The sequence below is a fragment of the Oscillibacter sp. CAG:155 genome, from assembly GCA_000436875.1.
Taxonomy (GTDB): domain Bacteria; phylum Bacillota; class Clostridia; order Oscillospirales; family Oscillospiraceae; genus Oscillibacter.
Genome location: FR890934.1, coordinates 4,660 through 15,111, shown reverse-complemented (window position 1 = coordinate 15,111; position 10,452 = coordinate 4,660). Strand labels below are relative to the sequence as shown.

Sequence of the window (10,452 nt, the reverse complement as noted above, 5' to 3'; positions counted from 1 at the left end):
CGGGGCCCCCCCCCCGCCACACCCGGAGCCCGCAGCAGACGCTGCCTCCCTCCGCAGACCAGTCCTTCGAGGATAAGCTCAAGCAGTTCCTCTCCTCTTCCGAGGGGAAAATGGCCGATCTGAACCGCAGCATCGACGGCAAGCGGGGCGGCCGGAGAAGAAGATAACGGAAAAGAGAGACCGCCCTCCGGCGGCCTCTTTTTTTCCACAGAGTCGACGGGATAAAAAAGAGCCGCCCGGCGCAGCGCGCCGTGCGGCCCAAGCGGGTGGGATATTGGAAAGCTTCCTGGATCATCATACCGCCCCGGCACCGCTGTTTTTGCCGAAAATGGTCGGGCGGGAAATATTTTGTGAAAGTTCACAGCAAGACTCTTTCCAAAATGAAACGGGTGTGTTATACTAACCAAAAGAGAGGTTCTCAGGAACCCTCTTTCCCACACGAAAGGAGCGATCTCGATGAAGTGTACGTTTGCCTGCAAGAAGATTTCCCTGAATGATTCCATTAAGGAATACGCCGCCAAAAAGATCTCCAAGCTGGACCGGTATTTCCGGGAGGAGGAGACCAGCGCGTTTGTGACGTTTTCCGTGGAGAAGGATCACCTGTGCTCTGTGGAGATCACCATTCGCGGCGGCGGCACGCTGCTGCGGGCGCAGACGGAGGCTCCGGACGGGGATATGCGCGGCGCGGTGGACGCGGCCGTGGGCTATATCGAGCGCCAGATCCTGAAGAACAAGACCCGCTTGGCCAAGCGCCTGCGGAGCGAAGGATTCCCGCCTCCCATGCCGGAGGATGATTTTGAGGTGCAGGAGGAGAAGGAGTTCAACATCGTCCGCACCAAGCGCTTCTCTGTCAAGCCCATGAGCCCGGAGGAGGCCATTTTGCAGATGAACCTGCTGGACCATCCCTTCTTTGTCTTCCGCAACAGCGAGGATGACAGCCTGTCCATCGTCTATCAGCGGAAAAACGGCGGCTACGGCCTGATCGTTACCGACGAAGAGGAATAACCTCGTCCAACCCGGGGACCGCGCAAGCGGTCCCCGTTTTTTGCGCCTGCCGCCTCCCCTTGTGCTTTTTCGGAATGTCTGGTATAATCAAGTCCGATCTCCGCCTATGCGGAGAAAAAACGGAGGAAAGAACAAGATTCATGAACATGATTTTTTTGGTGGACGGTGACAACAACATCGGCACCGGGCTGCAGGGCATCGACCTGCTGACCGCCGACGACACCGTCCTGGTTTTTTATGGAAAGGGACAGAGCCTTTCCAGTGTGCAGAAGCTCTGTGCCGGCACCAAGGCCCAGGTCCAGTATCTGGAGAGCGTCCGGGGCGGCAAGAACTCCATCGACTTCCAGATCATCACGGAACTGGGTGTACTGGTGGGCCGGGGCGAGGCGGACTTTGCCTACGTCATCAGCCAGGACAAGGGGTATGAGGCCGCTATGGGCGCCCTGCGGGCCCGGTACGCGGATACCTTCCGGGAGGTGGCGCTGCGGCCGTCTATCCAGAGCTGCCTGCAGGCCAGTTTCCTGCTGCGCAGCGCCAGCCGTGAGGAGCTGGCGCAGGCGCTGATTCGGGAGTTCGGCCCGGCCCAGGGTGTGCTGGCCTATACCCATCTGGAGGAGCTGTTTGCCCCGGCACCTGCCCCGGTGCCCGCTCCTGCGGAGGATCCCAAGAAGTCCTCCGGGCGGCGTAAGCGGGGCGGAAAGGGCGCCAAGGCCGCCAAAGAGCCCCAGCCGGAGCCCATGGCGGAGGAACAGCCCGCCAAGAAGCAGGGCCGCCTGCATCTGGGCGGAAAGCCCGCTGAGGAGTCCCAGCCGGAGCAGATGGAGGAGCAGCCCGTGAAGAAAACCGGCCGCACCCACCGGGGTGGCCGCCGCCGCAAGAAAGCGGCGGAAAAAGCAGCGGAATAACAAAAAAACCGCCCGGAGAGGAACATCCTCTCCGGGCGGTTTGCAGTTGGTTACGGTTTGGTTTCGTCCAGAGCGTCCAGCATGGCCCGCACGGTGGATTCCACCAGGTGTTGGGTCCGCTCGTCCCGGTCCGCCAGCATCCCGGCGATGGCCTGGGCGGACGGGGAGGGCTCCCCGTAGAGGACGTAGTCGGCGCTCAGTCCCAAAAGAGCGCACAGCTTTACCAGGGTTTCCAATCTTGTCCCGGATTTTCCCCGTTCAAGATCTGCCACTGCATTCACCGAAAGTTCCAGCTTTTCGGCAAGCTGTTCCCGAGTCCAGTGCTTTTGTTCCCGGGCACGCCGGATGCGCAGACCCATGTTTTTCTTGTCCAGCATGTGCGTCTCCATCAGCTTCACCTAATCCCAATATTGAGATTAGTGTATCTGATTCAATCGACACGATACATCAAGTTAAAACATATATTGACTTATAGTTTAACTGTATGTTAAGCTGAAAAAGGGACGTGGGGAAAACCCACGTCCCTCTTTTAAATCCCTGATGGATCAGCCCTGCTGGTCCACAGCGTACATATAGGCCATCAGATCCAGAATCTTGTTGCTGTAGCCCCACTCGTTGTCGTACCAGGCAATCAGCTTGACAAAGTTGTTGTCCAGCATGATGCCGGCGGTCTCGTCAAAGATGCAGGTCTCGGAGAAGCCCGTCAGATCGGAGGAGACCACCTGGTCCCGGGTGCAGGTGATGATGCCCTTCATCCGGTTCTGGGCGGCGTTCTCCATAGCCACGCACACATCGTGATAGCTGGCGGGCTGGCGGAGCCGGGCGGTCAGGTCCACCACGGACACATCGTTGGTGGGAACCCGGAAGCTCATGCCGGTCATCTTGCCCTTGAGCTCGGGGATGACCATGCCCACCGCCTTGGCCGCGCCGGTGGTGGAGGGAATGATGTTGCCCATGACGCTGCGGCCCGTCCGCCAGTCCCGGCCCGCCCGGGAGTCCACGGCCTTCTGCTTGGCGGTGGCGGCGTGGATGGTACTCATGAGGGCCTGCTCGATGCCGAAGGTGTCGTTGATGACCTTGGTCATGGGGGCCAGGCAGTTGGTGGTGCAGGAGGCGTTGGAGACCACGTTCATATCCGGTGTATAGTTCGTGTGGTTGACACCCATGACGAAGGTGGGCGTGACGTCATCTTTGGCGGGGGCGGAGATGATGACCTTCTTGGCGCCGTGCCGGAAGTGGGCGGAGGCTTTCTCCGTGGTGCAGTAGGCGCCGGTGGACTCGATGATGTATTCGGCGCCGCAGTCATCCCAGGGAATGTTGGCCGCGTCGTCCTCACTGTACACGCGGATCTTCTTGCCGTTGATGATCAGGTGCCGGTCGTCCCGCTCCACCGTGCCCTGGAAGGTGCGGAAGACGCTGTCATACTTGACCTGATAGACCATGTAGTCCAGATCCGCGTTGCGCAGATTAATGCCGCAGATCTGATAGCTGCTGCAGCCCCGCTCCACCATGATCCGCAGAGCCACCCGTCCGATGCGGCCGAAGCCGTTGATGCCCACTTTGATTGCCATTGTATCCATTCCTTCCGCGTCTTCATATTTTACCGCCGGTGCGGTAAGCCTTGTCCTGATTGTAGCACGGTTGCGAAAACTTTTCTTTAAATATTACGTAAAATTACGTGACGTAAATCCAAAATTTACTGGTGAGATTGCACAGCTTCCTCCTGCGTTCGACATTTTTCGACAAAATTCTTGTCTTTGCCACACATTTTTGCTATGCTAAAAAATATAGGCAGCGCAGGCAGGCTTTTCCACGGTTTTGCGGAGGGCTCCCTGTACATGCTACATGCAGCGCGTCTGCGCGGATAGGAGGGAGCCCTGTGGAACCGGAAAAGCCCCATCAGCCGGAGGAGCAGCAGCCCCAGGAAATACAACAGCCGGCGCAGCCCCCGGAGGTGCTTCTGCCCGGGATCGCTGCCCAGATGCGGGCGGCGCTGAGCAATCTGCATCTGGCGGCGATACAGCTGGCCCCGCCCGCCAAGCGGGATGAGGACCCGGAGCTGGACCAGCGGGCAGCCGTTCTGGATCAGAGCTATTACCGTCTGCTGCGGCTGGTGAACAACCTGACCGCCGCGCAGATCTTTCAAAAGGAGGGGCCGCTACCCCTTCAGGACTTGGATGTGGTGCAGGTGGTGGGAGACCTGTGTGACCAGGCGGAGGGTCTGGCAGGGCTGCTGGGCCTGACATTTACCTTCCGCTGCCGGACGCCCCGGCACATCTGCGCCGTCAATCGGGAGGGCATAGAGCAGCTTTTGTACCAGCTACTCTCCAATGCCTTCAAGTTTACCCCCGCCGGAGGCTCCGTGACGGTGGAACTTAAGTGCGCGGGGGGGAAGATGCTGCTGTCCGTGACGGACAGCGGCTGCGGCATCCCGCCGGAACAGATGGAAGTGCTCTTTGAGCGCTACCGCCATCCGGAGCGGATCGCCCCCCAGCCTCATGGTCTGGGCCTGGGACTGTCTCTGTGCGCCCGCATTGCGGAGGGGCTGGGTGGACGGCTGCTGGCAGAATCCCAGCCTGAGAAGGGCTCCCGCTTTACACTGGCCTTCCCGGACTGTCTGGTGGGAAGCGGCGGTGTGTCCGATGTGGCCTTTGACTACGCCGGCGGCTTTAACCGCACGCTGCTGGCACTCTCAGACGCCCTGCCGCCCCAGGCGTTTTTGCAGCGCAATCTGGACTGAGCCATCCGGCCGCCTTCGGGCGGTCGGATTTATAGGTTTCCTTTTTCCCAGTAATCAGGTATAATAAGACCAGCTTTGAATCAGGAGGGATTCCATTGTCTATTCAGCGCGTGTTTGCTGCCATGAGCGGCGGCGTGGACAGCGCTGCGGCGGCACTGCTGCTGCGGCGGGCCGGGTACGACGTCACCGGCGTCACGCTGCGCCTGCATGCCTATAAGGATCTGCCGGACCTGTGCGGTTCGGCAGATGATATTGAGATGGCCAAAGCGGTGTCCACCGCCATGGGGATTCCCCATCAGGTACTGGACCTGAGCGGACTGTTCCGCACCGCCGTCATGGACCACTTTGTGGAGGAATATGTGCAGGGCAGAACCCCCAATCCCTGCATCGACTGCAACCGGGAGATCAAGTTCGGCGCCCTGCTGGACTGGGCGCTGGAGCAGGGAGCGGATGCCATCGCCACCGGCCACTATGCCCGGGTGCGCTACGATGAGGAGCGGGGGCGGTGGCTGCTGCTGCGGGGCAAAGACCGGCGGAAGGACCAGAGCTACGTGCTCTATCAGCTGACCCAGCGCCAGCTGAGCCATCTGCTGCTCCCGGTGGGTGACTATGAAAAGCCTGCCATCCGGGCGCTGGCAGCAGAGGCCGGCCTGGACAACGCCGAAAAGGCGGACAGTCAGGACATCTGCTTTGTTCCCGACGGGGACTATGTGGGCTTTTTGCAGCGCTATGGCGGCGTGACGCCGGTGCCCGGGGACTTTGTGGACCAGGAGGGGCATGTCCTGGGCCGCCACCGGGGGTTGGAGTGCTATACCACCGGCCAGCGGAAGGGGCTGGGGGTCAGTGCCGACGCGCCGCTGTATGTGGTACGCAAGGACCTGGACGCGGGCACCGTGGTCCTGGGGCCGGACAGTGCGCTTTACACCGATACGCTGACGGCGGAGCGGGTCAATCTCATCTCCCTGCCGGCGCTTACGGGGCCCATCCAAGTGACCGCCAAGACCCGGTACAGCCAGAAGGAGGCCGAGGCCACCGTGGAGCCGCTGGAGGACGGCCGGGTGCGGGTCACCTTTGCCCAGCCCCAGCGGGCCGTCACCGCGGGACAGGCGGTGGTGTTCTACGACGATGAGGCAGTGGTGGGCGGCGGCACCATCTGCGGCCGGTGAGCCATAAAAAGGGCGCCGCATCTGCGGCGCCTGTCAGGCATTATCGTTCACTGATGATCCAGCTGTCCTGAAAGATCAGGTCATCGACGTCACCACCGTTGTGGATCTGCATACGCACGGCTGTTCCTCCTTTGCAATGGCATTCTCAAGCAGTATATGCGCCGGCAGGGGAGAAATTGCACGCAAATGTGCAACTGACAAAAAAATTTAAAAAACTTTTTATTTTGCCTTGACAAGATGGAATGTATTTGTTAGAATAACTTTCGTTCCGCGGGCATAGCTCATCTGGTAGAGCGCCACCTTGCCAAGGTGGAGGTAGCGAGTTCGAGCCTCGTTGCCCGCTCCAAATAAAAGGACATCCCAACTGGGATGTCCTTTTTCGTTTTGGTAGAAGGACGAACGCGCTGCCTCCGCCGTGTGGGAAGCGTGCGGATCGAAGTTCTTCCCGGGCCAATAGAGCCCGGGCGTTTTTTTGCGCGGTTTCCAGTGCCTCCCTGTACAAACCGCAGGGAAATTGCTATAATACACTCAAAAAATGTCGAAAGGGGGACCCCTCCCGTGAAATGGACCCACAGGGGACAACCGCAGGAAGCCGCAGCGCCCGACCGGAGGGAGATGCCCCTGCAGAACCCGACAGCTGACAAGGGCCTGACCTCTGCCCAAGCAAAGGCATTGGCAGAGGCCGGCTGGGATAACCGGCCGGTGGCCTCGCCCACCAAGTCGGATAAGCAGATCGTACGGGAAAATCTGCTGACGTATTTCAATTTGATTTTTGTGGTGCTGGCGGTGTGTCTGCTGCTGGTGGGGGACTGGAGGGACATGACCTTCCTCTTCATTGTAGCCGCCAACGCGGTTATCGGCATTGTCCAGCAGCTGCGGTCCAAACGGACCATTGAAAAGCTGACGCTGCTCTCTGCCGCGAGAGTCCGGACGATCCGGGACGGGATGGTGGTGGAACTGGCATCGGACGCACTGGTGCGGGAGGACGTCATCGAGCTGACTGCCGGCTGTCAGATCCCGGCAGACGCCACCGTTCTCACCGGGCAGGTGCAGGTAAATGAGTCTCTCATCACCGGCGAGGCGGACGCCATCGCCAAGGCCGCCGGGGACAGCCTGCTCTCCGGCAGCTTCGTCATCAATGGCAAGTGCCGGGCACGGCTGGATCAGGTGGGGGCGGACTCCTATGCCGCCAAACTGACACTGGCTGCCAAGAAGGACGCCGGCCCCGGCAAGAGCGAAATGATGCGCTCGCTGGACCGGCTGATCCGGTTTATCGGTGTGGTGCTGATTCCCATCGGCGGGGCGCTTTTTTATAATCAGTATGCCGTGCAGGAACTGGGGCTGCGGCAGGCGGTGGTCTCCACCGTGGCGGCCCTCATCGGCATGATCCCGGAAGGGCTGTTTTTGCTGACCAGCGTGGCGCTGGCGGTCAGCGTAGTTCGTCTTGCGCAGAACCGGACCCTGATCCATGAGATGAACGCCATCGAGACGCTGGCCCGGGTGGACGTTTTGTGCGTGGATAAGACCGGCACCGTCACCAGCCCTCAGATGCAGGTGCGGGAGGTGGTGCCGCTGGATGTGGAGGCCTATCCGGAAACGGAGATCTCCGACATCCTGGGAGCCTTCTACCGCTGCATGGAACCGGACAACGACACGGCCAAAGCCATCGCGGAGCGGTATTCCTACGGCCCCGCCTGGCCCCACCGGGAGACGGTGCCCTTTTCCTCGGCCACCAAGTGGAGCGCGGTGAATTTTCCCGGCCGGGGCGCCTATGTGCTGGGTGCGCCGGAGTATGTGCTGGGCAGCGAGTTTGCCCCGCTGGAAAAGCGGACGGCCTACTATGCCGAAAAGGGCTGCCGGGTGCTGCTGCTGGCCCAGTGTGATGGTGCGGAGCCGGGGCATCTCGTGGGCCTGATGGTGCCCATCGCCCTGGTGGTGCTGGAAAATCCCATCCGTCCGGCGGCGCCCAAGGTATTTGACTACTTCCACAGTCAGGGAGTGGCTGTCAAGGTCATTTCCGGCGACAATCCGGTCACGGTGTCCGCCGTGGCGGCCCAGGCGGGGATCGACGGCGCCGGCAGCTGGGTGGACGCCCGGGAGCTGCAGACAGATCAGGACATTGCCCGGGCCGTGCGGGAGTACACGGTATTCGGCCGGGTGGTGCCCAATCAGAAGCGCAAGATCGTCCGGGCCCTTCAAAGCCAGGGCCACACCGTGGCCATGACCGGCGACGGCGTCAACGATGTGCTGGCCCTCAAGGACGCCGACTGCGGCGTGGCCATGGCCTCCGGCGCAGACGCAGCCTGTCAGGTGGCCCAGCTGGTGCTGCTGGACAGTGACTTTGCCGCCATGCCCAAGGTAGTGGCGGAGGGCCGCCGGGTCATCAACAACATCCAGCGGGCCTCGGCGCTGTATCTGGTGAAGAACATCCTCTCGTTCTTTCTGGCTATCATCACGCTGTTTGCCGATTTCCCCTATCCCTTTGTCCCCATCCAGCTGACGCTGATCTCTGCCCTGACCATCGGCGTACCCTCCTTTTTCCTGGCACTGGAGCCCAACCATGACCTGGTGCGGGGGCGGTTCCTCCACAACGTGCTGCGCCGGGCCTTCCCCGGAGGGCTGACGGCCATTGCCGTGATCTTGTTTGCGGAGCTGTTCGTCTACACCTTCGGCCTGACGCTGGAGGAGCTTTCCACCATCTGTGTGGTGTTGATGGCGGTGAACGGCCTGACGGTGATCTACTACGCCGCCCGGCCATTGGACGCCAAGCGGATCGCACTGTTGGTGACCATGAGTGCTGCGCTGCTGGCGGCCATCTTCTTTTTTGGAGAGGCGTTTGCCCTCTCCAATCTGAGCTTTGCCGCCTGGCTGGTGCTGATCGTGCTGGTGCTGCTGGTGGTGCCGGTGCAGATGACCCTGGAGCGGATCTTTGACAAGTGCAGTGCCTTTCTCGCTGCGCGGGCGGAGAAGAAGGCCCGCCGCAAGGGAGCCCGCCGGGCCTTCCGGCAGCGGGGGCGCCGGTAAGAAAATACCCATATAAGAATGCGGGACAGGCTTTTGCCTGTCCCGCATTTTTCAGTAGGAAAACTGCGCAGCCCGACGGGAAGGTCGGGCGGACGTCCGGTCATTCCAGCTTTCGGGTGAAGTTTCCGTAGATGTGGGTCCCCTCCTGTACGGTCAAAAAGGCGTGGGGGTCAATGGTGTGGACCGCCCGGAGCAGTTCCTCGATCTCGTACTTGGAAAGGCACACGCACAATACATGGATATTTTCACCGGTATAGGCGCCGGTGCCGTTCCAGTAGGTGACGCTGCGGCCCAGGGACGAGATGATGAAGTGGGCCAGCTCGTTCTGGTCCTCCCGGGTGAAGATCAGCGCCTGGACGTTGATGTTTTGCTGGTGGACCCGGTCCAGCACCATGGCGCTGAAGAAGTTGTAGATCACCGAGTAGATGGCCACCTGGGGGCTGAAGAGCACCAAAAAGGCGGTGTAGAGAAACACATTGAAGGTCAGGGAGAATTTCCCCACGGTAAAGGAGCTGCCCCGCTTGCTCAGGCACAGTCCCACAATATCCAGCCCGCCGCCGCTGGCGCCGCAGGTGAGAACGATGCCGCTGCCCACACCGGTGAGGATGCCGCCCAGCATGCAGGCGGTCAGGTAGTCGTCAATGATCGGCGTGGAGGGAATGGGGATGATAGAGTAGAAGAGAGAATAGGAGACGGCGCAGACGATGGTTTTGATCACCAGTTCCCGCCCCAGCGTTTTATAGGCCAGCAGAAGGATGGGGATGTTGGTGATAAAATAGAGGATACCGGCAATGTCATAGGGCCCGGTCTCCAGTCCCAGGGAAGATTGCAGCAGAGTTCGGATCAGCTGGCACAGTCCCAGGGTACCGCCGGTGTAAAGCCCCAGCGGAACGATGAACAGATTCAAAGCGGCGGCGGAGATCAGTTCTCCCACCACGGAGGCCACCAGCCGCGGCCAGCGTTTGTGCAAAGTGGAATACAGCATGTGCAGTACCTCCTCGTCCGGCGGTAATCGGGCCTATTTAGAATACCCTGTCTAAGCCGATTATACGGGGCGCGGGGGAAAAGCACAAGAGGAAAAAGAAAAAGTGTTACAGGCTGTACCGGATGTGGCGGTAGAGCCGCTCCCGCGCCCGGCGGAGCGTGCGGCACACTGTGGAACGGTTGAGCCCCAGCAGTGCGGCGATCTGCGGGATGTTCATCCCCTGGTCGTAGTAAAGGGTGAGCATCTGCCGCTGCCGGGGGGTGAGCTCCCGGAGCCGGGCCTGGCGCAGGTTGCGCCGCAGACGATCCAGCTGTTCGCTGTTGTCGGGGCTGTTTTCCCGCAGCCACACTGTCATGTCGCCGATCCACTCGCTGGCCCGGGTATCAAAGGGTGTACCGTTCATGTTTATGATAGCTCCTGTCGTAATAGTGTGCGGTCAGCACCGCCAGCTCCCGCATCTCTCGCAGCAGCGGCGTCAGTTCCGCGATCCGCTGCCGCAGGGCCTGCGCCGCTGCCGGGTCCGTCTGCTCCTTGGCGTCGGCCCGGAGCTGCGCCATCCGCACGCGGATGCGGGATGCGCTCTCGTCATAGAGCGCCGATAGTTCCAAAAGCGTCATTCGTCCGCCT

10 protein-coding genes and 1 tRNA gene are annotated in these 10,452 nt (G+C 60.9%); 6 read left to right on the top strand and 5 right to left on the bottom strand.

Annotated elements, in window-relative coordinates; translation table 11 throughout:
* Positions 1 to 456 precede the first annotated feature (456 nt).
* Both hpf and QZL67_RS07505 read left to right on the top strand, forming a co-directional pair.
* On the top strand, positions 457 to 1,005 hold the full coding sequence (gene hpf / locus QZL67_RS07510; RefSeq protein WP_022290114.1) for a ribosome hibernation-promoting factor, HPF/YfiA family: 549 nt from the start codon (positions 457 to 459) through the stop codon (positions 1,003 to 1,005).
* 140 nt (positions 1,006 to 1,145) lie between these two features.
* A complete protein-coding gene (locus tag QZL67_RS07505) occupies positions 1,146 to 1,910 on the top strand; it encodes a PIN domain-containing protein (protein WP_022290113.1) in 765 nt (254 codons plus the stop codon).
* A 50-nt stretch (positions 1,911 to 1,960) separates the two neighbouring features.
* Here QZL67_RS07505 and QZL67_RS07500 read toward each other — a convergent pair whose 3' ends face one another.
* Both QZL67_RS07500 and gap read right to left on the bottom strand, forming a co-directional pair.
* Positions 1,961 to 2,287, bottom strand: coding sequence for a helix-turn-helix domain-containing protein (locus tag QZL67_RS07500; RefSeq protein WP_022290112.1), 327 nt, complete (start codon positions 2,285 to 2,287; stop codon positions 1,961 to 1,963).
* Between the two features lie 168 nt (positions 2,288 to 2,455).
* Positions 2,456 to 3,481, bottom strand: a complete 1,026-nt coding sequence (gene gap / locus QZL67_RS07495; RefSeq protein WP_022290111.1) for a type I glyceraldehyde-3-phosphate dehydrogenase — start codon at positions 3,479 to 3,481, stop codon at positions 2,456 to 2,458.
* Positions 3,482 to 3,789: 308 nt separating this feature from the next.
* Between gap and QZL67_RS07490 the strand changes: the two genes are divergently transcribed.
* From QZL67_RS07490 to QZL67_RS07475, 4 genes are all read left to right on the top strand, one after another.
* Complete coding sequence (locus QZL67_RS07490; protein WP_022290110.1) at positions 3,790 to 4,650, top strand: HAMP domain-containing sensor histidine kinase; 861 nt, start codon at positions 3,790 to 3,792, stop codon at positions 4,648 to 4,650.
* Between the two features lie 101 nt (positions 4,651 to 4,751).
* Complete coding sequence (gene mnmA / locus QZL67_RS07485) at positions 4,752 to 5,816, top strand: tRNA 2-thiouridine(34) synthase MnmA (protein ID WP_292920098.1); 1,065 nt, start codon at positions 4,752 to 4,754, stop codon at positions 5,814 to 5,816.
* Positions 5,817 to 6,086: 270 nt separating this feature from the next.
* Positions 6,087 to 6,162 (top strand) — tRNA-Gly (locus QZL67_RS07480).
* Between the two features lie 269 nt (positions 6,163 to 6,431).
* The gene (locus tag QZL67_RS07475; protein ID WP_292920094.1) at positions 6,432 to 8,840 is read left to right on the top strand and encodes a cation-translocating P-type ATPase; all 2,409 of its coding nucleotides are present in this window, start codon (positions 6,432 to 6,434) and stop codon (positions 8,838 to 8,840) included.
* Between the two features lie 100 nt (positions 8,841 to 8,940).
* Here QZL67_RS07475 and QZL67_RS07470 read toward each other — a convergent pair whose 3' ends face one another.
* The 3 genes from QZL67_RS07470 to QZL67_RS07460 form a co-directional block, all read right to left on the bottom strand.
* On the bottom strand, positions 8,941 to 9,825 hold the full coding sequence (locus tag QZL67_RS07470; RefSeq protein ID WP_022290107.1) for a YitT family protein: 885 nt from the start codon (positions 9,823 to 9,825) through the stop codon (positions 8,941 to 8,943).
* Positions 9,826 to 9,931: 106 nt separating this feature from the next.
* On the bottom strand, positions 9,932 to 10,228 hold the full coding sequence (locus tag QZL67_RS07465) for a sigma-70 family RNA polymerase sigma factor (protein WP_022290106.1): 297 nt from the start codon (positions 10,226 to 10,228) through the stop codon (positions 9,932 to 9,934).
* The coding region (locus tag QZL67_RS07460; RefSeq protein WP_292920092.1) for a hypothetical protein at positions 10,209 to 10,452 on the bottom strand (244 nt) is incomplete at its 5' end. The genes QZL67_RS07460 and QZL67_RS07465, both read right to left, overlap by 20 nt.